Here is a 20,313-nt window from a genome sequence, read left to right as displayed (position 1 = left end):
TAATGTACCTTGAAGGGTTAAAAGGGGCTGTGCTCATCCTGTCTCTTTGATACATGTTGGATGTCGGCAACGGTGCTCGAACACCTTTCTTTCGGAACGAGGAGCATTCAGCAAAATGGGTACACAAACTGTAGAATTTCGATATGTTGATGGCGCAGACCTTGGACTGGGAAAACCGTCTAAAGCCACTGAAGGCTCCTCTGGATTTGATCTTCGCGCTGACCTTCTCAGATTGTCAGAAAGCTCACGCGAGTTGCTCGTGCCGCCGCAAGAGAGCCGTTTAGTGCCAACGGGCATTCGAATTGCGATGCCGCAAGGAATTGAAGGGCAAATTCGGCCACGGTCGGGCCTCGCGGCCAAGCACAGTGTCACTGTGTTGAACGCACCAGGCACCATTGACAGTGACTATAGAGGAGAACTTCAAGTTCTCCTAATCAATCACGGCAAAGGTGAGTTCATAGTGAGGCATGGTGATCGTATCGCCCAACTCGTCTTTGTCGAGCTACCAATCATCTCTCTTGAGTTGAGCCAAGACCTTGCGCAAACCGCGCGAGGTGAAAGTGGGTTCGGATCAACCGGCTTGAGCTAAAACCTTGAAATACGGCACTCTTTGGCTCTTTGGCTCTTTGGCTCTTTGGCTCTTTGGTCAAACTTACGTCGCGAAAAACTAGGGGGACTCTGCGTCAAGTAGGTTTATGATAGCCTTTACCGCAAGACTGCATGCTCGCTCGGCGGCAATGGATTGCGAACCGTCTTTCTTATCGAATCCCCAGTCGCAAATACCTTTGATCAGTATCCATTGACGTCCCTTATAGATGCTAGCGCCAGCCACAGCATTGCCCTCCATTTCACCGCCAATCGCTTCGGGAAACGCTTCTCGCAGCTCTTTTACCGTTTGTTCGTCGTCAACCAACATTTGGCCTGATAGCATGATACCTTCTGAAATCTGGTACCCTATTCCAGTCGTCTGGGTTCGCGCAATTCTAGTGGCTTGCAGAATGCCGGGGCTTGCAGATGTACGTTCTCCGCGGGGGATCTCCTTCTCACCTTTGCGTTTTGTCTCATAGTCTTGAATGTGAGTTGCGATCAGGACGTCACCAAGTTTTTGATATTCTTTTCCATCTTTGAAAGGTTTCAGGCCAAAACAAATTCCCGCACTCACGAGATACTTCACATCAAGCTCCTGCAGCACATGCGGGAGCACCATTCCCGCACTGTTGACGCCCATTGACCCAGCACTCGTCCTTATGTGTACGATACGTTGTGTAATTCCGCGAACGAACTCTTGGACAACGCCGTCGCCAACGCGCAACAATCGGCTCGACGAAAAACCGTGTTCTTCAAGGCATTTGAAGAGTGCTGTATCTTCTCTGTCTGTAGCAGTTGTGATTGCGACCAAACCTGTCATCTTTGCGGGCACAAGATCTCTCCATTCTTTCCCGAACAAAACGTCTTTGGATGCGATACGTTCACCGGCCGCTAGGAGTCTCCGTTGGCCTATGGTATAGAATTCTTTTAGCGTTTGTGGCTGCGCTTCTCTGTTGCCATCTAGCTCACGAATGAAAACTTGATGAAAAAGCGTCCGTAGTGAAGCCAAGTCGTTTGGTTGGTTAGCTCTCGATCTGACAGTCGCCGCAACGCTTTCGAGGAACGCACCCAAGTAGTAGCCAAAGTGTTCGTGCTCTGGTGTTCCGTATAGGGCAAGAATTTCTTCAGTGTTGGCGGCGAAAATCAATGGAACGCCGCCGAGTGACTGAACAAGCCGTCGGATCAGTGGAAAATCGTATCTTGGGAAGTATTGTTCGACTTCACGGAAGTTGAAGTCTGGAATACCGGTGCACGTAGCAAGCCCTCGCTGCTCTGCATAATTTTTCATGTAAATAGCAGAAATTGCTCTTGTCGTAGCGGCAATTCCCTGAGGGGTCAGTGTTGCTCCGCCACGGTTAGACTCAAGCAGATCCCTAGTAATAGCCAAGTCATCTCGATTTAAGATCTTGATGACTGTCGCCTTGAGTGAGCTTTCAAAGTGAGGTTTGTCGCCCGGGTTTGCGCGAACCAGTTCAAAGTCGAACTGATCTGAGCTGTACCCAGAGATAATTCTACTTAGATCGTCCGTCATGCTAAAGGAATTGCGCGAGCCGAGCCGAACACTTTCAAGTACGTCTGAATGCTTGAAATAGAACGGATAGCGATCTGGAACGTGCAAATAGCGCGCTTGACGATCTGCAATAAATTCATCAAGGGTTGCACTTGTGCTTGTTGCATCTATTACTTTGGCATTGATAAGCTTAATGAGTTCTGAAAACAGTCTAGGTCGAGCATTCCCATACTCAGTAATTTGCGATATGTTCGCCGAAAATCTGTACGGGAGTGCAACGGTCAGAATTCGGATAATTTCCAGATCAATATTTTCATCGCGTTCACGCCCAATTGCGCGCGCAGCCTCTCTGTTTAGAAAATCTAGAAATACAGGTTTTGGGTCCAAAGCTAACTCACAGCGCCACTAATCTTGTCGACGTACCAGCTGGAGCCTGCTTCCAGTTCGACCGTATCGAGCATTTGCACATCAGTCCAATCTGCATGATTGATTTCAAGTCTTCGCTGAGTATTAGGTAAGTGTGTGCACATAGAGGTCAAGTCTATTGTGCTAATCAGAGTCAGTGAACCAGTACTGCGAGAGAACGTTGCCATTTTGTCTTTCAGCAAGTCTGCAACTTGGTAAAATCGCACCCATTCGCCTGCGCTGAGTCTCCCATTTTCTAGCCGCGAACGGCGTCCGGGGGCTAGAACGGGTAGCGCGGCTCTTGCTGTACTTGCAGTTGCCCCCGTGCCATCTGTTTCAAATAGGTCAAGATCAAATTCATCAACATACTTGCGGAGCAAAATGGAATGGCAGCCCGTCAAGCTTCCAAAATGTGTGTGTACACCAACGCGAAAATGCAAGTATTGAAGTCGCCATCGTAAAGCAACGCCCGTGACCACAGGAAGATAGCCGTTCTCCATTTCAGACTGATAATCGTATTTTCCCAACTTAAGAATCTCTGTGACGCCTTGCCATCCGCTTGAATTAAACTGGCTTGAGACGAGGCCCCGCGGCACAGTTAGAATACGATGTGGGTGCTCTGGTTTCTTCCTAGAATAGTGTGGCTTGAGCCAAGGCTTGTAGCCAGTCCGACTGCCTTCTCCTGCAAGCCGACGCAAGAAATAGACTCCTATTCCCATTCGAATGAATCTTGATTTGTTGCGGTGCTTGGTGATGTCTTCAGCTATGCGTGCCTGCAGTGTTTTGACTATGGTGTTGTAGTTTTCATATGGAAGAACGTTGTATTCTTCGGCAAAATCGATGATTTGCGCGCCGGTAAGCGGAACGCCTCGCACCGAGATGACTTTCTCAGCCAAATCGAGATAAAGACTGCCTTCCAATGGATTCGCCGCCTACCTTTTCGCTACTGTAACCAGCTTTGCACGGTTGTGGGTGTGTGCGCAACGCGTTGGACTCGCTCGCTTCGGTGCCCGCGAGCCAGAGCCCAGTCCAGGTTCCACCAAAAGTGTCGGATTCATGCTTAGGACGCGCTCCTGCATTGGGGTGATGCGGTTTAGGTCAGTGCCAATGCGTTAGCGAAAGTCGGCTTTAACCGCTAGAGCTAGTTGACGTTGCTGATGCAGCGAACGTCTGCTCTCCGTAGTTTAGGCGTTTGTTGCTGATAGACAAACCGACCGTCTTCCGCCCACATCGTCGACCGTATCGGTCATGTCGGCGCGGTGATGTGTTCTGTCATGCCTCGTACCGTTCCTGGTGGTTTGCTAACCCGCCGATTTTCCGCCGTTCGCCGCCGTGTCCCGCACGCCGCCAAATACCTGTTGAGTCGAGCAAAAATCCGGTTCCCTTAATCGATCCCGAACCGGGGTCCGACTGAGGCGTCCCCGAGCAACGGGGACGACATGACGGCAGATCACCGGAATTCCGAGGCAAGGTCGCGCGGGGCGCGCATGCTGCGCACCGCGCTCGGCGCGTCGATCGCTCGGCTTCTCGAGGACCCGGGCGTCGTCGAGGTGATGATGAATCCCGACGGTCGGATCTGGGTTGACCGTCTGTCTCAAGGGCTGGCCGATACGGGGGAGCGGCTGTCTGCAGCCGATGGTGAGCGCATCGTCCGGCTGGTGGCCCATCATGTCGGCGCTGAAGTTCATGCGCGGAGCCCTAGGGTGTCGGCGGAGCTTCCTGAAACCGGGGAGCGGTTCGAGGGTCTTCTGCCGCCGGTCGTCTCCGCCCCGGCCTTCGCCATCCGCAAACCCGCCGTCGCAGTCTTCACGCTCGGCGATTACGTGACCGCTGGGATCATGACCGATCACCAGGCCGAAGTTCTCCGTGGCGCGGTGACCACACGTGCCAACATCCTCGTGGCGGGCGGCACCTCGACGGGCAAGACCACGTTGACCAACGCTCTCCTGGCCGAGGTCGCGAAGACTGCGGATCGCGTGGTCATCATCGAAGACACGCGCGAGCTGCAATGCGCCGCGCCCAACCTGGTCGCACTGCGCACCAAGGATGGTGTGGCGACTCTCTCGGATCTGGTCCGGTCCTCGCTGCGCTTGCGCCCAGACCGGATCCCGGTGGGCGAAGTGCGCGGGGCGGAGGCGCTCGACCTTCTGAAGGCCTGGGGCACCGGCCATCCCGGTGGGGTCGGTACCATCCACGCCGGAAGCGCCATAGGCGCGCTGCGCCGCCTCGAGCAACTCATCCAGGAAGCCGTCGTCACCGTCCCCCGCGCGCTGATCGCCGAGACGATCGATCTGGTCGCCATTCTCGCAGGGCGTGGCTCAGCGCGTCGGCTGATCGAACTGGCCCGCGTCGACGGTCTCGGCGCCGATGGTGACTACCGCATCACACCCGCAACCACCCCGAAAGGACACCCCGAATGATCCGCCACGCCCGTGCCCTGCAACGTCGTGCCACGACCCTGGTGACTGCCGCTTATGTCAGCCTTCTGCTGGCCCCCGCGGCCCATGCCTCTGGCTCGTCCATGCCCTGGGAGGCGCCGCTTCAGGCCATCCTCCAGTCGATCGAGGGCCCCGTCGCCAAGATCGTCGCCGTGATCATCATCATCGCCACCGGCCTCACGCTGGCCTTCGGCGACACCTCCGGCGGGTTCCGCCGCCTGATCCAGATCGTTTTCGGCCTGTCGATCGCCTTTGCGGCCTCGAGCTTCTTCCTCTCCTTCTTCTCCTTCGGCGGCGGGGCGCTGCTCTGATGGCGGGGAGTTTCGTGAGCCTCGATCCCGTTCCCGGCTTTTCTGTGCCGGTGCATAGGGCGCTCACCGAGCAGATCCTGCTCGGCGGCGCGCCGCGCTCCATCGCCATCTTGAACGGGACGTTGGCCGGCGCCATTGGCCTCGGCCTGCGCCTCTGGCTCGTCGGCATCCTCATCTGGGCCGTCGGGCATCTTCTGGCGGTTTGGGCCGCGAAGCGGGACCCGCTCTTCGTCGAGGTCGGTCGCAGGCATCTGCGCCTCCCCGCCTTTCTCGCGGTGTGAGGGCGCGCCCATGATGAACCTTGCCGAATATCGCAACCGCAACGCCCGCCTCGCGGATTACCTGCCATGGGCGGCGCTGGTCGGGCCCGGGATCGTTCTGAACAAGGACGGAAGCTTTCAGCGGACGGCCAGGTTCCGCGGGCCGGACCTCGACTCCGCGGTCGCGGCCGAGCTGGTCGCGGTGGCAGGGCGCATCAACAACGCCTTTCGGCGGCTGGGCTCCGGCTGGGCGATCTTCGTCGAGGCGCAGCGGTCCGAGGCCGCGACCTATCCCGATAGCCGGTTTCCCGATCCGGCCTCGGCGCTTCTCGATGCCGAACGCAAGGCGGCTTTCGAAGAGGCGGGCACGCATTTCGTGTCAGGCTATTTCCTGACCTTCCTCTGGCTGCCGCCTGCCGAGGATGCCGCCCGCGCCGAGACCTGGCTATACGAGGGTCGCGAGCAATCCGGGGTCAATCCGTGGGAACTGCTGCGGGGCTTCGCCGACCGGACCGATCGCGTGCTGTCCCTTCTGGACGGCTTTATGCCCGAATGTCGCTGGCTCGATGATGCCGAGACGCTGACCTATCTCCATTCGACAGTTTCGACCAGCCGCCAACGCCTGCGCGTGCCCGAGGTGCCGATGCATCTCGACGCGCTCTTGGCTGATCAGCCGCTGACCGCGGGCCTCGAGCCCTGCCTCGGCGATCAGCATCTGCGCATCCTGACGCTCACCGGTTTTCCCAGTGCGACCACGCCCGGGCTCCTCGATGAGATGAACCGGCTGGCCTTTCCCTATCGCTGGTCTACCCGCGCGATCCTTCTGGACAAGACGGATGCGGTGCGCCTGCTGACCCGGATCCGCCGCCAGTGGTTCGCCAAGCGCAAGTCGGTCGCCGCGATCCTGAAAGAGGTGATGACCAACGAGCAGTCCGCGCTGGTCGACACCGACGCGGCGAACAAGGCGCTCGATGCCGACATGGCGCTGCAGGAGCTCGGCGCCGATGTCGCGGGCATGGCCTATGTCACGGCCACGATCACGGTCTGGGACCGCAATCCGCGCGGCGCCGACGAAAAGCTGCGGCTGGTGGAGAAGATCGTGCAGGGGCGGGATTTCACGGCCATGCCCGAGACCGTCAATGCGGTCGATGCCTGGCTCGGTTCCCTGCCGGGGCATGCCTACGCCAATGTCCGCCAGCCCCCGATCTCGACCCTGAACCTCGCCCACATGATCCCGCTCTCGGCAGTCTGGGCGGGGCCGGATCGGAATGATCATCTCGACGCGCCGCCCTTGCTCTTCGGCAAGACCGAAGGGTCGACGCCGTTCCGCCTGTCGCTGCATATCGGCGATGTCGGCCATACCCTGGTGATCGGGCCGACGGGTGCCGGGAAATCCGTGCTTCTGGCGCTGATCGCGCTGCAGTTCCGGCGTTATGCGCAGAGCCAGATCTTCGCTTTCGATTTCGGCGGGTCGATCCGGGTCGCGGCGCTCGCCATGGGCGGCGACTGGCATGATCTGGGCGGCGCGCTGACGGATGGCGGCGAGGCGGCAGTCTATCTCCAGCCCCTGGCCCGGATCGACGATCCCGGCGAACGTGCCTGGGCTGCGGGCTGGATCGCGGCGATCCTCGCCCGCGAAGGCGTGACCATCACCCCCGAGGTGAAGGAACATCTCTGGACCGCGCTGTCCTCGCTCGCCTCGGCGCCGATCGGCGAGCGCACGATCACCGGCCTTGCCGTCCTTCTGCAGTCGACCGACCTGAAGCAGGCGCTTCGGCCCTATTGCCTCGGCGGCGCCTATGGGCGGCTCCTTGACGCCGAGATCGAGGACCTGGGCGAGGCCTCCGTTCAGGCCTTCGAGATCGAAGGGTTGGTCGGGACCGGTGCAGCTCCGGCGGTGCTGTCCTATCTCTTCCACCGGATCGGGGATCGCCTCGATGGTCGGCCGACGCTGCTGATCATCGATGAAGGATGGCTGGCCCTTGATGATGAGGGCTTTGCCGGCCAGCTTCGCGAATGGCTGAAAACGCTGCGGAAGAAGAATGCCTCCGTCATCTTCGCCACCCAGTCGCTGAGCGACATCGACGGCAGCGCCATCGCACCCGCAATCATCGAGAGCTGTCCGACCCGGCTTCTCCTCCCGAACGAGCGGGCGATCGAGCCGCAGATCACAGCCATCTATCGTCGCTTCGGCCTGAATGACCGCCAGATCGAGATCATGGCACGGGCGACGCCCAAGCGCGACTACTACTGCCAGTCCCGCCGCGGCAACCGACTGTTCGAGCTGGGACTGTCCGAGGTCGGCCTCGCGCTCTGCGCGGCCTCCTCGAAGTCCGATCAGGCCGCCGTCGACCAGCTTCTGGCCGAACATGGCCGGACAGGCTTTCTCGCCGCCTGGCTGCGCCACCGCGGCGCGGACTGGGCGGCAGACCTGATCCCCGATCTTCCCAACCTCACTCCCGGACCTGAGGCCAAGCCGCCACAGGGGCCGGACCACCCCCCAGCAGAGGAGACCTGACCATGACCCGCACCCCCTTCGGCCGTTTCGCCGGCGCCTCGATGCTCGCCCTGGCGCTTGCCGCGCCCGTGGCTCTGTCGCCGATCCTTGCCAGCCCGGCCCATGCCTTCTTCGGCTTCGGTCGCATCGTCTATGATCCGAGCAACTATGCCCAGAACGTGCTGACCGCCGCGCGCACGCTCGAGCAGATCAACAACCAGATCCAGCAGCTCCAGAACGAAGCGCAGATGCTGATCAACCAGGCCCGCAACCTCGCGAGCCTGCCCTATTCGTCTCTGCAGCAACTGCAGCAGAATGTCGGGCGGACGCAGCAGTTGCTGCAACAGGCCCAGAGCATCGCCTTCGACGTGGGCCAGATCGACCAGGCGTTTCAGCAGCGCTACGGCAATCTCGCGCTATCCGCGACCGACGCACAGCTCGTCGCGGATGCAAGGGCCCGCTGGGAAACCACGGTCGGCAGCCTGCAGGACGCCTTGCGCGTGCAGGCAGGCGTCGTCGGCAACATCGATACCAACCGCGCCGAAATGTCCGCGCTGGTCGGTCAGAGTCAGAACGCCACCGGTGCCCTTCAGGCGACGCAGGCGGGCAACCAGCTTCTGGCCCTGCAATCGCAACAGCTGTCGGACATGATCGCGCTTCTGTCGGCCAATGGCCGGGCCGAAGCCCTGATCGAGGCCGAGCGCGCCACCGCCGCCGAGCAGGGGCGTGTCCAGCGCGAGCGCTTCCTCACGCCGGGCGCGGGCTACCAGCCCGGCAATGCCCGGATGTTCAGCACCAACTGAAACGCGGGGAAGGGGGCCTTTATGGACGGCAAGGTGCTGGCCCGGATCGGTGCGGTGGTCTTCGTGGCCATCGCCATCACCGCAACGGTGATCGACATGACGCGGCAGGAAGAACCGCCGCGCGTGTCGACGCCTCCAGCCCTTCAGCCCCCAACCGATCCACTGCGCGCCACGCTACGCCGGTGCCAGCAACTCGGCGAGGCGGCCAGCAACGAGGCCGAATGCCTTGCGGCCTGGGCGCAGTCGCGGGATCGCTTTCTCGGCCGTCCGACGACGCCCGCCCCACCCCAAGGGAATGAGGGACAGTGAACCATGGGCGGCACCGGCGTCATCGACAACTTCCTCGGCATCTTCACCAGCTATATCGACAGCGGCTTCGGACTCCTGGGGGGCGAGGTAGCTTTCATCGCCACCACGCTCATCGTAATCGATGTGACGCTGGCGGCCCTGTTCTGGACCTGGGGTGCGGATGACGACATCATCGCTCGCCTCGTCAAGAAGACGATCTTCGTCGGCATCTTCGCCTACCTGATCTCCAACTGGAACATGCTCGCCCGGATCGTGTTCGAGAGCTTCTCGGGCCTCGGCCTTCTCGCCTCCGGCACCGGGTTCTCTGCCGCCGATCTCTTGCGCCCGGGCCGCGTCGCTCAGACCGGTCTCGATGCCGGGCGTCCGCTGCTTGAAGCCATTTCGGATCTGATGGGCTTTGTCGCCTTTTTCGAGAACTTCATCCAGATCGCCTGCCTGATGTTCGCCTGGGTGCTGGTGCTTCTGGCCTTCTTCATCCTCGCCGTGCAGCTTTTCGTGACGCTGATCGAGTTCAAGCTGACGACCCTTGCGGGTTTCGTGCTGATCCCCTTCGGCCTCTTCGGCAAGACCGCCTTCATGGCCGAGCGCGTGCTGGGCAATGTCGTCTCGTCGGGCATCAAGGTGCTGGTGCTTGCCGTCATCATTGGCATCGGCTCGACGCTCTTCTCACAGTTCACCTCGGGGTTCGGAGGGGCGACGCCCACGATCGACGACGCCATGGCGATCGTGCTGGCGGCGCTGTCACTTCTGGGGCTCGGCATCTTTGGCCCCGGCATCGCCTCCGGCCTCGTCTCGGGTGGGCCGCAACTCGGCGCGGGCGCGGCCGTAGGAACCGGCCTTGCCGCAGGCGGCGCGATGATCGCGGGCGGTGCCGCAGCCGGTCTTGCCGCACGGGGCGGCGGCGCGGCGCTCGCCGGGGGTGCCGCAACCGTTCGTGGCGGCGCGGCCGCCGCAGGCGGAGCATCGACGGCCTATGGTCTTGCCTCCATGGGCCAATCCGGAGCGGGCGGTGTCGCCGCGGGTCTGGGCGGCGTGGCCCGCGCGGCGGGTGCGGCCGCCGCCTCTCCGCTGAAACGCGCGACCGCCCGGGCCGCCGACGGTATCGGCTCCAGCTTCGCAGCAGGCGCGCGGGGCGGGTTTGGCGCCACCGGGGGGTCATCCTCGATGGGGACCGTTGCCGGAACGCAGGAAGCGGCTCCTGCGGCCAGCGCGGCCGGTGCTGTTCCCGAGTGGGCGCAGCGGATGCAGCGCAAGCAGGCCCTCAGCCAAGGCACCACGATGGCGGCCCATGCCATCCGTTCCGGCGACGGTCAGGGCGCCGGATCCACCATCAATCTTTCCGAGAGCAATCGCTGATGAACATCTTCAAGAGACCCAGCCCCCATTACGGGAAATCCCCGGAACCTGAGACGCCCTATCAGAAGGCCGCCCAGGTCTGGGACGAGCGCATCGGTTCTGCCCGCGTTCAGGCCCGGAACTGGCGTTACATGGCCTTCGGTTGCCTGATCCTTGCAGGCGGCTTCGCCTCGGCGCTGGTCTGGCAATCCGCGCGGGGTACCGTCGTGCCCTGGGTGGTGCAGGTCGACAACCTGGGGCAGGCGCAGACCGTGGCCCCGGCGGCCGCAGACTACAGGCCCACCGATCCCCAGATCGCCTGGCATCTTGGCCGGTTTATCGAACAGGTACGCGCCATTCCGGCCGATCCGATCATCGTGCGGCAGAACTGGCTGCGGGCCTATGACTGGACGACGGACCGCGGGGCCGCGGCCCTCAACGACTATGCCCGCGCCAATGACCCCTTCGGTCGCGTTGGCCGGCAACAGGTCTCCGCCGAGGTCTCAAGCGTCATCCGCGCCTCACCGGACAGCTTCCGCGTCGCCTGGATCGAGCGGCATTTCGAGAACGGCCAACTGGCCACGACCGAGCGCTGGACGGCCATCCTGACCATCGTGGTCCAGACCCCGCGCACGGCCGAGCGGCTGCGGGTCAACCCGCTGGGCATCTACGTCAACGCCATCAACTGGTCACGGGAGATGAGCCAATGACCGTTCCGACAATCTGCATGTCATTGCCTAAGGTTTTGCGCACGCCCACAGTTATGGCCTTGCTGGCCGTAACCGCTCTTGCAGGCTGCGCATCCCGGCCGAACCCGCAGTTCAGCTATGATGCCGACGTTCCGCCTTTGCCGACGGTGCCTGCGGCGATCACGGATGATCGCCCGCGCCCCCTCCATGTGCCCCCGGCCTGGACGGTCGCGCGGGGTGGACCGGAGGCCGGAACGCCCGCCGGTCGCGTGGAAAACGCCAATGCCGCCGCGCGTGTCGAGCCGCGCCGCGAGGGGTACTATAACGCCATCCAGATCTATCCCTGGTCCGACGGGGCCCTCTATCAGGTCTATGCCGCCCCCGGGCAGATCACCAACATCGCCCTCGAGCCGGGAGAGAGCCTGACCGGCGCCGGGCCTATCGCTGCGGGTGATACCGCGCGCTGGATCATCGGCGACACCGAAAGCGGGAGCGGCATGAGCCGCCGCGTCCATATCCTCGTCAAGCCGACCCGCCCGGACATCTCGACGAACCTTGTCATCACCACCGACCGGCGGACCTACATGATCGAGCTTCGGGCACAGGAGGCGCTCTACATGCCCGCGGTGGCCTGGGCTTATCCCGCACCTCCGCCGGGGCAGCGCAACGCCGTACCGGCCACGCCTCAGATTCCGGCCGAAGCGGCGCGCAACTACCGCTACGGGCTGGCCGGGGACAGCCCGCCCTGGCGACCGATCTCGGTCTTCGATGACGGCAGGCGGGTCTATGTCGTCTTCCCGCGCGGCATCGTGCAGGGCGAAATGCCGCCGCTCTTCGTCATCGGTTCGGATGGCGAGACACAGATCGTCAACAGCCGCATCCACCAGAATGTCCTGATCGTGGATCGACTCTTCGGCGTGGCGGAACTGCGCCTCGGCAGTGGTGAGCGTCAGCAGGTCGTCCGCATCCTGCGGATCGAGCCGCAGCAGGCTGATGTGCGCTCAGCTGCAACCGGGGAGGCCCCGACATGACCGACAACATGAACGCAACTGCCGAGCCCATGCGCCTGCGCGCGGAACCGCCGCGGGTGACACGCCTGTCGCGAAAGGTTCTGGCGGGTGTCGGCGCCGCTGCACTCCTCGGCATCGGGGGGGCGCTGATCTATGCGCTGCAGACACGCGATCCGGGGCCGGGCGGCGAAGAGCTCTATTCCATCGACAACCGCCCCACCGCCGACGGGCTGACCGGCCTGCCGCGCGATTACACCGGCCCGCTCCTCGGACCGCCGCTTCCCGGCGATCTCGGGGGTCCGATCCTCGATGCCCAGAACCGAGGTCAGCCCATTGCTCCTCCGGCGATGGCGATGCCTGCCGTTGATCCTGACGAAGAGCGCCGCCGCGCCGAGGAGGAGGCCGCGCGACTGAGCACGGTCTTCTTTCAGTCGGGCCCAAGGCCGGGTGCGGGTCCGGGGACCGCTCCCGGTCTTGCCGACTTCGGGCTTGCCGGGCTTCCGGGTCAGGCGCCCGCGCAGGACCGCCAGACCGCGTTTCTGACCGGCCCGGCAGACCGGCAGGTTGTCGCGTTGGACCGCGTCATGGCACCGGCCTCACCCTATATCCTGCAAGCAGGGGCGGTGATCCCCGCCGCGCTGATCACGGGCATCCGGTCCGATCTTCCGGGACAGATCACCGCCCAGGTCACGGAAAACGTCTATGACAGCCCGACCGGAAGCCTGCTCCTGATCCCGCAGGGCACGCGCCTGATCGGCGCCTATGATGCGGGCGTGACCTTCGGCCAGCGTCGCGTCCTTCTGGTCTGGAACCGCCTCATCCTCCCAAACGGCCGCTCTATCGTGCTCGAACGGCAGCCAGGTGCGGATGCTTCAGGCTTCGCGGGTCTGGAGGACGGCGTTGATTATCACTGGGCGGAACTCTTGCAGGCCGCCGGCCTTTCCACGCTGCTCGCCGTCGGGGCGGAGCTTGCCACCGATGAAGAGGACCGTCTGATCCGCGCCCTGCGCGACGGGGCGCAAGACACGATCAATCAGGCCGGACAAGCGATCGTGCAGCGCCAGTTGCAAGTCGCCCCGACGCTGACCATCCGGCCGGGCTTTCCGGTCCGGGTGATCGTCACCCGCGACCTCGTCCTCGAACCATACAGGGACTGAACATGACCAAGCTGAAACTCGGCCCCCTCATCGACGACAGGCCGGTGAAAGTCACCGTCGAACTGCCCGGGCCCCTCCATCGCGATCTTCTCACCTATGCGGAGGTTCTGGCCCGAGAAACCGGCCAGCCTGTCTCGGATCCGGTCAAGCTGATCGTGCCTATGCTCGAGCGCTTCATCGCAACGGATCGGGGCTTTGCCAGGTCCCGCAAACCACGGTCATGATCAAGCTAGTGGATTGCGCCGCCCGGTCGCCGCGATCATCTCCATCAGCGTGTCGATGACGTCCCGTGTCGAGTCCCATTTGGCGGCGGGATCCATCGCGCTGTTTTCAAGGTTCAAGCTGACGGCGCCGTGCACCGTCGACCAGAACATCAATCCCTGACGCCAAAGATCCGCGCCCGGCAGATAGCCGTGGTCCTGCGGGCTCTGTTGCAAAGATTGGCGGCAGTCAGAGGTAGGCTGTCGCTCTGCGCCGATCAGGCGGCTGCTGCGAAATGGTGGTTGAGCATGCCCATGGCCTCCGTCAGCGCCGAGGGCCCAATGCCAAAAGCTCTCTCCACAAGGCGCACCTCGCCCCTGATGCCGGGCTGCAGGCACCAGGGGCGAGCCTGTCCTTTGCGCAGGGCTCGCATGACTTCGAATCCCTTGATCGTGGCATAGGCCGTGGGGATCGATTTGAAACCGCGCACCGGCTTGATCAGTATCTTGAGCTTTCCGTGATCGGCCTCGATCACGTTATTGAGATACTTCACCTGCCGGTGGGCCGTCTCCCGGTCCAGCTTTCCTTCGCGCTTCAATTCGGTGATCGCTGCACCATAGCTCGGCGCTTTGTCGGTATTGAGCGTGGCAGGCTTTTCCCAGTGCTTCAGGCCTCGCAGGGCCTTGCCCAGGAACCGCTTCGCTGCCTTGGCGCTGCGGGTCGGCGACAGGTAGAAATCGATCGTGTCGCCCCGCTTGTCGACTGCCCGGTACAGGTAGGTCCACTTGCCCCGCACCTTGACGTAGGTTTCATCCAGGCGCCAGCTCGGATCAAAGCCACGCCGCCAGAACCAGCGCAGCCGCTTCTCCATCTCCGGGGCGTAGCACTGGACCCAGCGATAGATCGTCGTATGGTCGACCGAAATGCCGCGTTCCGCCAGCATTTCCTCAAGGTCGCGATAGCTGATCGGATAGCGACAATACCAGCGCACCGCCCACAGGATCACATCACCCTGGAAATGGCGCCACTTGAAATCCGTCATCGTTCCGTCCGTCCAATCTCCGCCAAGCATGCTCAAGCTTCACGATTTTTGCAACAGAGCCCACACGAGTATTGAGCATAGTCGAGATTGGTGCAGATCACTTCTGATATTGAACTGTCAGGAGCTGGCTGCACAACAGCCATTACGCCCAATCAACTGGTGCAGTCGTCTTCTGAAAATGACATTTGGTATCTCTCATAAACGGATGTTTTTGAGAGAACTATCTTCGGCCTTCACACGCACGAAAGGCGGCGAAGCTCCGCCGTTAATCCGTCCGCCGGAGATCTCGCCCAGGCAGGCTGAAGGCCGAGCAAGCCTGACAGGCCCGAAAAGCCCGGCACGGGCGTCGGCGGCGATGACGGCGGCGGCATTATCCAGGGTTGATGATGGAAGTGGAGGATATCGACAACCTCTCGCGCAACCAAGACATCGCGGTCGGACTGCAAGTGATCTTGAAGCCACGGGCCCGTCCCACCCCGACATGGACCTCGATGCCCGAACGGACGTTAGATTTCGAGTTCTAGGCGTTCTGCGATGAAGGTTGGATCCCAGCCGGGATTGAAAGTGTCGACGTGGGTGAATCCGAGCCGCTCGTATAGGCCACGCAGGTTCGGGTGGCAGTCGAGCCGCAGCTTGGCGCACCCCTGCGTTCGCGCGGCATGGCGGCAAGCCTCGATCAGCGCGGAGCTGACACCCCGGCCCGCATGTGTCCGTCGCACCGCGAGCTTGTGCAGATATGCGGCCTCCCCCTTGAGGGCGTCGGGCCAGAACTCGGGATCCTCGGCCGACAAGGTGCAACAGCCGACGATGCCGTCGCTGCAACTCGCGACTAGGAGCTCGGATCTCAGGACGAAGGTCTCCGCGAATGTCCGGTCGATCCGCGCGACGTCCCAGGCGGGCGTTCCCTTGGCGGACATCCACGCCGCAGCGTCGTGCATCAGCCGCACAACCTCGTCGATATCACCCGAGCAGGCGACCCGAACGTTCGGAGGCTCCTCGCTGTCCATTCGCTCCCCTGGCGCGGTATGAACCGCCGCCTCATAGTGCAGTTTGATCCTGACGAGCCCAGCATGTCTGCGCCCACCTTCGCGGAACCTGACCAGGGTCCGCTAGCGGGCGGCCGGAAGGTGAATGCTAGGCATGATCTAACCCTCGGTCTCTGGCGTCGCGACTGCGAAATTTCGCGAGGGTTTCCGAGAAGGTGATTGCGCTTCGCAGATCTCCAGGCGCGTGGGTGCGGACGTAGTCAGCGCCATTGCCGATCGCGTGAAGTTCCGCCGCAAGGCTCGCTGGACCCAGATCCTTTACAGGAAGGCCAACGGTGGCGCCCAAGAAGGATTTCCGCGACACCGAGACCAATAGCGGAAGCCCCAACGCCGACTTCAGCTTTTGAAGGTTCGACAGCACGTGCAGCGATGTTTCCGGTGCGGGGCTCAAGAAAAATCCCATCCCCGGATCGAGGATGAGCCGGTCGGCAGCGACCCCGCTCCGTCGCAAGGCGGAAACCCGCGCCTCGAAGAACCGCACAATCTCGTCGAGCGCGTCTTCGGGTCGAAGGTGACCGGTGCGGGTGGCGATGCCATCCCGCTGCGCTGAGTGCATAACCACCAGCCTGCAGTCCGCCTCAGCAATATCGGGATAGAGCGCAGGGTCAGGAAATCCTTGGATATCGTTCAGGTAGCCCACGCCGCGCTTGAGCGCATAGCGCTGGGTTTCCGGTTGGAAGCTGTCGATTGAAACACGGTGCATCTGATCGGACAGGGCGTCTAAGAGCGGCGCAATACGTCTGATCTCATCGGCCGGCGATACAGGCCTCGCGTCCGGATGGCTGGCGGCCGGTCCGACATCCACGACGTCTGATCCGACTCGCAGTATTTCGATCGCCGCGGTGACAGCGCCGGCGGGGTCTAGCCGCCGGCTCTCATCGAAGAAGGAGTCCTCGGTGAGATTCAGAATGCCGAACACCGTCACCATGGCGTCGGCCTCCGCAGCGACTTCCACGATGGGGATCGGGCGAGCAAAAAGGCAGCAATTATGAGCCCCATACCTACAAAGCCCCACGCATCAAGCTTTTGCCCATGAAGCAACCAGGCAATGGCTGTAATTATGACGACGCCGAGTCCCGACCAGACTGCATAAGCAACACCGACAGGGATGGATTTCAGAACCAGAGAAAGAAAATAAAATGCGATGCCATAACCGATTATGACAACGGCGGAAGGGGCAAGCTTAGTAAAGCCCTCGCTAGATTTTAATGCGGATGTTGCGATTACTTCGCCAACTATTGCGATAACAAGAAAAAGCCAGCCTTTCATGATATATCTCCCAATTTGTGTAGGGCTTATTATGCACGCTTAAAAATAATAAAAGCAGACTTGACCTGATAGTTTGGCTGTGAGCAATTATGTGCTTAGTGCATCTAACGTTTGACATGAGGGGCGGCCAAGGGCGCCAGCCCTTGGACGTCCCCCTCGATGGAAGGGTTAGGCATCACTGCGTGTTCGCTCGAATGCCTGGCGTGTTTGAACCATGTACACGGCTGGACCATCTGGGGTGGTTACGGTACCTTGCCTCTCAAACCCCGCTTTCTCGTAGCATCGGATCGCTCGCAAGTTGCTCGGCGACGGGTCCGTTTGGATCTTGGTGACCTCGGGATCATTGAACAGCAACTCAACCAGAGCTCGAACCAGCTTGGTTCCCAAGCCTTTGCCCAGTTGTGATGCATTCGCCAGTGACTGGTCTATTCCGCGTACTCCTGGATCGGTTTCTTCTTCCCACCATCCGTCCCCGCTTCCAAGAGCAACGTACGACTGGGCATACCCAATCGGCTCTCCATTCAGCATTGCAATGTATGGAGTGACGGACTCTTGCGCTAAAACGCTTGGCAAGTACTGTTCCTGTACGTCAGCAAGTGTCGGGCGTGCTTCTTCTCCGCCCCACCACTCGACGATATGAGATCGATTTAGCCACTCATAGAGCATCGCAAGGTCATGCTCAGTCATGAGGCGCAGTGTGACGGAATCGGTGCTGTTGGTCACGATGCTGTACTTTGTGATGCCTAACTTTGTTTTAGGGCGACTGCCCTGCTGCGTAACATCGTTGCTGCTCCATAACATCAAACATCGACCCACGGCGTAACGCGCTTGCTGCTTGGATGCCCGAGGCATAGACTGTACAAAAAAACAGTCATAACAAGCCATGAAAACCGCCACTGCGCCGTTACCACCGCTGCGTTCGGTCAAGGTTCTGGACCAGTTGCGTGAGCGCATACGCTACTTGCATTACAGTTTACGAACCGAACAGGCTTATGTCCACTGGGTTCGTGCCTTCATCCGTTTCCACGGTGTGCGTCACCCGGCAACCTTGGGCAGCAGCGAAGTCGAGGCATTTCTGTCCTGGCTGGCGAACGAGCGCAAGGTTTCGGTCTCCACGCATCGTCAGGCATTGGCGGCCTTGCTGTTCTTCTACGGCAAGGTGCTGTGCACGGATCTGCCCTGGCTTCAGGAGATCGGAAGACCTCGGCCGTCGCGGCGCTTGCCGGTGGTGCTGACCCCGGATGAAGTGGTTCGCATCCTCGGTTTTCTGGAAGGCGAGCATCGTTTGTTCGCCCAGCTTCTGTATGGAACGGGCATGCGGATCAGTGAGGGTTTGCAACTGCGGGTCAAGGATCTGGATTTCGATCACGGCACGATCATCGTGCGGGAGGGCAAGGGCTCCAAGGATCGGGCCTTGATGTTACCCGAGAGCTTGGCACCCAGCCTGCGCGAGCAGCTGTCGCGTGCACGGGCATGGTGGCTGAAGGACCAGGCCGAGGGCCGCAGCGGCGTTGCGCTTCCCGACGCCCTTGAGCGGAAGTATCCGCGCGCCGGGCATTCCTGGCCGTGGTTCTGGGTTTTTGCGCAGCACACGCATTCGACCGATCCACGGAGCGGTGTCGTGCGTCGCCATCACATGTATGACCAGACCTTTCAGCGCGCCTTCAAACGTGCCGTAGAAGGCACTGTTGCAAACCCACATTTCCCAAGTAAGGCGCTGATTTCGCTGTCCTGACCATTATATTTCCTATATAAAACATGGTGTTGAAGGCTGCGAGGGGCGCGTTTTATGGATCACCCAGAGGGTGCGGGCTTGCAACGGGCAGATCGGGTGGATTTCGACCCTCGCGTGCGGCTGGAATTTCGCGGCACGCAGCTCAGTTCCGACGGCGGCCTTCTGGTGATGCGCGAGCTTGATGACGCGCTCGGGTTGTCCGATTTGGCGTCAGCGGCGCTGCGCGATACTCGCTCTGGCAAGAACACGGTCCATCGGCTCGACGGCCTGTTCCGGCAATCAGTCTTTGGGCGGCTGGCCGGATACGAGGATGTCAACGACGCCAACCGTCTCGCCTGCGATCCGGTCATGCGCCAAGTTGTCGGCGGCAGAGCGGTCGATGCACAAGCGGCCTCGGCATCGCAGATGGGACGGTTCGAGACCGAGACGCTGGCTCTGGCCGGGAACCGTGCCGCGCTGGCCGACCTGAACGGGCAATGGATCGACCGGTTCCATGACCGTAACGGGCTGAAGTACATCGTTCTGGACATGGACAGCTCGGTCAGCCCGACCCATGGCGACCAGGAAGGGTCCGCCTGGAATGGCCATTTCGACTGTAGCTGCTATCACCCCAACTTTCTGTTCAACCAGTTCGGGATGCTGGAACGCTGCGCCCTGCGCCATGGCAACGTCCACAGCGCCGATGGCTGGCGTGATGTTCTCGACCCCGTCATTGCGCGCTACGCGGAGCGCGACCTTGGTGGCAGGTTCTTCCGGGCCGATGCTGCCTACGCGATCCCGGCGATCTATGAGCGATTGGAAGAAGCGCGGTTCTTCTACGCCATCCGGCTGCCCGCAAACGCGGTCCTCAAGGACAAGATCGCGCATCGGCTAACGCGCCCTGTCGGGCGGCCGTCACTGACCAAGGTCAAGCGGTTCTTCGAGGAATTCGAGTATCAGGCGGCGTCCTGGGACAAGGAACGCCGGGTGATCGCCAAGATCGAATGGCATCCGGGCGAACTGTTCCCGCGTTTCGGCTTCATCGTCACCAACCTGCCGATGGAGCCGGACTGGGTGGTGCGGTTCTACAACCAGCGCGGCACCGCCGAGCAGCACATCAAAGAGGGCAAATACGCCTTTCGCTGGACGCGGCTGTCGTGCCGGAAGTTCCGCGACAATGAGGTGCGGCTGCAACTGCACGCCCTGGCGTACAACCTGGCCACCTTCTTGCGCTGCATCGAGCTGCCCGAGGCCATGGCCGACTGGTCGTTGACCAGCCTGCAACTGAAGCTGATCAAGATCGGGGCACGTGTGGTCCGTCACGCCCGCACCATCACCTTCCAGCTGGCCGAGGTCGCTGTCACCGGCACGATGGTACGCGCCATCCTCGCCGCTATCCGCCGATTGCGAGCGCCACCGCTATGCGCATGATCGCGATCCACGCTCAAACTGAACGAAAGCGGCTGGACAGATCTGTCCGCTGCGCTGAAAAACGCCGCCCCTGGGCAAGGAAACAGCGGCTTCGCGGTCTGATCCGTCCAGATCCAGCAGTCTGCGCGACCGCAGGTGCCGCTTGCGGCAGAAAATCCTTGTCTAGCGCTCGGATACAGGCGATCTTCACCTCAAACGACACGCCACTTGGGGAATGCAGGAGTAATGTGGGTGTCGTGTTGTAGCTCGTCAAGAGGTAGATGTGAAATAAATATGGCACTGTGTCTATTTTGTAGGA

21 protein-coding genes and 1 pseudogene are annotated in these 20,313 nt (G+C 61.4%); 14 read left to right on the top strand and 8 right to left on the bottom strand.

What is annotated here, in order from left to right:
- Positions 1-115: 115 nt before the first annotated feature.
- A complete protein-coding gene (gene dut / locus LPB142_RS18570; RefSeq protein ID WP_083392704.1) occupies positions 116-589 on the top strand; it encodes a dUTP diphosphatase in 474 nt (157 codons plus the stop codon).
- A 78-nt stretch (positions 590-667) separates the two neighbouring features.
- On the opposite strand, the gene LPB142_RS18565 is transcribed toward dut, so the two are convergent.
- Entirely contained in the window at positions 668-2,485 is a 1,818-nt protein-coding gene (locus tag LPB142_RS18565) for a 5'-methylthioadenosine/S-adenosylhomocysteine nucleosidase family protein (RefSeq protein ID WP_156894393.1), read from the bottom strand.
- A gap of 2 nt (positions 2,486-2,487) precedes the next feature.
- Positions 2,488-3,423, bottom strand: a complete 936-nt coding sequence (locus tag LPB142_RS19140; protein WP_156894392.1) for a hypothetical protein — start codon at positions 3,421-3,423, stop codon at positions 2,488-2,490.
- 567 nt (positions 3,424-3,990) lie between these two features.
- On the opposite strand from LPB142_RS19140, the gene trbB reads away from it, so the two are divergent.
- Genes trbB through LPB142_RS15570 form a run of 11 tightly spaced genes read left to right on the top strand, consistent with a single transcriptional unit; the run spans position 3,991 to position 13,536 of the window.
- Entirely contained in the window at positions 3,991-4,923 is a 933-nt protein-coding gene (gene trbB / locus LPB142_RS15620) for a P-type conjugative transfer ATPase TrbB (RefSeq protein WP_449314190.1), read from the top strand.
- Positions 4,920-5,252: a TrbC/VirB2 family protein gene (locus tag LPB142_RS15615; RefSeq protein ID WP_071166921.1), complete on the top strand. Its 333-nt coding sequence runs from the start codon at positions 4,920-4,922 to the stop codon at positions 5,250-5,252. The genes trbB and LPB142_RS15615 overlap by 4 nt, the downstream gene beginning before the upstream one ends.
- On the top strand, positions 5,252-5,533 hold the full coding sequence (locus LPB142_RS15610) for a VirB3 family type IV secretion system protein (protein ID WP_071166920.1): 282 nt from the start codon (positions 5,252-5,254) through the stop codon (positions 5,531-5,533). Before LPB142_RS15615 ends, LPB142_RS15610 begins: the two co-directional genes overlap by 1 nt.
- Before the next feature lie 10 nt (positions 5,534-5,543).
- On the top strand, positions 5,544-8,030 hold the full coding sequence (trbE, locus tag LPB142_RS15605; RefSeq protein WP_071166919.1) for a conjugal transfer protein TrbE: 2,487 nt from the start codon (positions 5,544-5,546) through the stop codon (positions 8,028-8,030).
- 2 nt (positions 8,031-8,032) lie between these two features.
- The gene (gene trbJ, locus LPB142_RS15600; protein WP_071166918.1) at positions 8,033-8,812 is read left to right on the top strand and encodes a P-type conjugative transfer protein TrbJ; all 780 of its coding nucleotides are present in this window, start codon (positions 8,033-8,035) and stop codon (positions 8,810-8,812) included.
- Positions 8,813-8,833: 21 nt separating this feature from the next.
- Positions 8,834-9,121, top strand: coding sequence for a putative entry exclusion protein TrbK-alt (trbK-alt, locus tag LPB142_RS15595; RefSeq protein ID WP_071166917.1), 288 nt, complete (start codon positions 8,834-8,836; stop codon positions 9,119-9,121).
- Between the two features lie 3 nt (positions 9,122-9,124).
- Entirely contained in the window at positions 9,125-10,477 is a 1,353-nt protein-coding gene (gene trbL, locus LPB142_RS15590) for a P-type conjugative transfer protein TrbL (RefSeq protein WP_071166916.1), read from the top strand.
- A complete protein-coding gene (trbF, locus tag LPB142_RS15585) occupies positions 10,477-11,166 on the top strand; it encodes a conjugal transfer protein TrbF (protein WP_071166915.1) in 690 nt (229 codons plus the stop codon). Before trbL ends, trbF begins: the two co-directional genes overlap by 1 nt.
- Entirely contained in the window at positions 11,163-12,176 is a 1,014-nt protein-coding gene (gene trbG, locus LPB142_RS15580; protein ID WP_071166914.1) for a P-type conjugative transfer protein TrbG, read from the top strand. Before trbF ends, trbG begins: the two co-directional genes overlap by 4 nt.
- The gene (locus tag LPB142_RS15575; RefSeq protein ID WP_071166913.1) at positions 12,173-13,312 is read left to right on the top strand and encodes a TrbI/VirB10 family protein; all 1,140 of its coding nucleotides are present in this window, start codon (positions 12,173-12,175) and stop codon (positions 13,310-13,312) included. Before trbG ends, LPB142_RS15575 begins: the two co-directional genes overlap by 4 nt.
- Positions 13,313-13,314: 2 nt before the next feature.
- The gene (locus tag LPB142_RS15570) at positions 13,315-13,536 is read left to right on the top strand and encodes a DUF2274 domain-containing protein (protein ID WP_071166912.1); all 222 of its coding nucleotides are present in this window, start codon (positions 13,315-13,317) and stop codon (positions 13,534-13,536) included.
- Here the strand turns inward: LPB142_RS15570 and LPB142_RS19135 are convergent, their stop codons facing one another.
- From LPB142_RS19135 to aac(6')-Ib, 6 genes are all read right to left on the bottom strand, one after another.
- Positions 13,537-13,686 carry a hypothetical protein gene (locus LPB142_RS19135; RefSeq protein ID WP_198037842.1) on the bottom strand — a complete coding sequence of 50 codons (150 nt, stop codon included), beginning with the start codon at positions 13,684-13,686 and terminating at the stop codon, positions 13,537-13,539.
- Positions 13,687-13,790: 104 nt separating this feature from the next.
- Positions 13,791-14,555: an IS6-like element IS6100 family transposase gene (locus tag LPB142_RS15565; protein ID WP_001389365.1), complete on the bottom strand. Its 765-nt coding sequence runs from the start codon at positions 14,553-14,555 to the stop codon at positions 13,791-13,793.
- Between the two features lie 506 nt (positions 14,556-15,061).
- Entirely contained in the window at positions 15,062-15,562 is a 501-nt protein-coding gene (locus LPB142_RS15560) for a GNAT family N-acetyltransferase (protein ID WP_000376623.1), read from the bottom strand.
- A gap of 127 nt (positions 15,563-15,689) precedes the next feature.
- Positions 15,690-16,529 carry a sulfonamide-resistant dihydropteroate synthase Sul1 gene (gene sul1 / locus LPB142_RS15555; RefSeq protein ID WP_071167282.1) on the bottom strand — a complete coding sequence of 280 codons (840 nt, stop codon included), beginning with the start codon at positions 16,527-16,529 and terminating at the stop codon, positions 15,690-15,692.
- Positions 16,523-16,870, bottom strand: a complete 348-nt coding sequence (locus LPB142_RS15550; protein ID WP_000679427.1) for a quaternary ammonium compound efflux SMR transporter QacE delta 1 — start codon at positions 16,868-16,870, stop codon at positions 16,523-16,525. The genes sul1 and LPB142_RS15550 overlap by 7 nt, the downstream gene beginning before the upstream one ends.
- Positions 16,871-17,038: 168 nt before the next feature.
- Positions 17,039-17,593, bottom strand: a complete 555-nt coding sequence (aac(6')-Ib, locus tag LPB142_RS15545; RefSeq protein ID WP_012695458.1) for an AAC(6')-Ib family aminoglycoside 6'-N-acetyltransferase — start codon at positions 17,591-17,593, stop codon at positions 17,039-17,041.
- 160 nt (positions 17,594-17,753) lie between these two features.
- Between aac(6')-Ib and intI1 the strand changes: the two are divergent.
- A pseudogene (intI1, locus tag LPB142_RS15540) lies at positions 17,754-18,551 on the top strand (class 1 integron integrase IntI1); the annotation flags it as partial.
- A 108-nt stretch (positions 18,552-18,659) separates the two neighbouring features.
- Complete coding sequence (locus LPB142_RS15535) at positions 18,660-20,015, top strand: IS1380-like element IS1247 family transposase (protein WP_083392702.1); 1,356 nt, start codon at positions 18,660-18,662, stop codon at positions 20,013-20,015.
- The last annotated feature ends 298 nt before the right edge of the window (positions 20,016-20,313 follow it).

This window comes from Rhodobacter xanthinilyticus (assembly GCF_001856665.1).
GTDB classification, from domain to species: domain Bacteria; phylum Pseudomonadota; class Alphaproteobacteria; order Rhodobacterales; family Rhodobacteraceae; genus Rhodobacter; species Rhodobacter xanthinilyticus.
Note: the sequence above shows the minus strand (reverse complement) of the source record. Positions and strands in the feature narration are given on the sequence as shown.

Bases quoted from the DNA above. Each gene is read 5' to 3' on its own strand.
- trbJ (WP_071166918.1), top strand. From the start codon at position 8,033: ATGACCCGCACCCCCTTCGGCCGTTTCGCCGGCGCCTCGATGCTCGCC.
- trbE (WP_071166919.1), top strand. From the start codon at position 5,544: ATGATGAACCTTGCCGAATATCGCAACCGCAACGCCCGCCTCGCGGAT.
- LPB142_RS15575 (WP_071166913.1), top strand. From the start codon at position 12,173: ATGACCGACAACATGAACGCAACTGCCGAGCCCATGCGCCTGCGCGCG.
- dut (WP_083392704.1), top strand. From the start codon at position 116: ATGGGTACACAAACTGTAGAATTTCGATATGTTGATGGCGCAGACCTT.
- LPB142_RS15535 (WP_083392702.1), top strand. From the start codon at position 18,660: ATGGATCACCCAGAGGGTGCGGGCTTGCAACGGGCAGATCGGGTGGAT.
- LPB142_RS15615 (WP_071166921.1), top strand. From the start codon at position 4,920: ATGATCCGCCACGCCCGTGCCCTGCAACGTCGTGCCACGACCCTGGTG.
- trbF (WP_071166915.1), top strand. From the start codon at position 10,477: ATGAACATCTTCAAGAGACCCAGCCCCCATTACGGGAAATCCCCGGAA.
- LPB142_RS15560 (WP_000376623.1), bottom strand. From the start codon at position 15,562: ATGGACAGCGAGGAGCCTCCGAACGTTCGGGTCGCCTGCTCGGGTGAT.
- sul1 (WP_071167282.1), bottom strand. From the start codon at position 16,529: ATGGTGACGGTGTTCGGCATTCTGAATCTCACCGAGGACTCCTTCTTC.
- LPB142_RS15565 (WP_001389365.1), bottom strand. From the start codon at position 14,555: ATGACGGATTTCAAGTGGCGCCATTTCCAGGGTGATGTGATCCTGTGG.
- LPB142_RS15550 (WP_000679427.1), bottom strand. From the start codon at position 16,870: ATGAAAGGCTGGCTTTTTCTTGTTATCGCAATAGTTGGCGAAGTAATC.
- LPB142_RS15610 (WP_071166920.1), top strand. From the start codon at position 5,252: ATGGCGGGGAGTTTCGTGAGCCTCGATCCCGTTCCCGGCTTTTCTGTG.
- trbL (WP_071166916.1), top strand. From the start codon at position 9,125: ATGGGCGGCACCGGCGTCATCGACAACTTCCTCGGCATCTTCACCAGC.
- trbK-alt (WP_071166917.1), top strand. From the start codon at position 8,834: ATGGACGGCAAGGTGCTGGCCCGGATCGGTGCGGTGGTCTTCGTGGCC.
- trbG (WP_071166914.1), top strand. From the start codon at position 11,163: ATGACCGTTCCGACAATCTGCATGTCATTGCCTAAGGTTTTGCGCACG.
- trbB (WP_449314190.1), top strand. From the start codon at position 3,991: ATGCTGCGCACCGCGCTCGGCGCGTCGATCGCTCGGCTTCTCGAGGAC.
- LPB142_RS19135 (WP_198037842.1), bottom strand. From the start codon at position 13,686: ATGTTCTGGTCGACGGTGCACGGCGCCGTCAGCTTGAACCTTGAAAAC.
- LPB142_RS15570 (WP_071166912.1), top strand. From the start codon at position 13,315: ATGACCAAGCTGAAACTCGGCCCCCTCATCGACGACAGGCCGGTGAAA.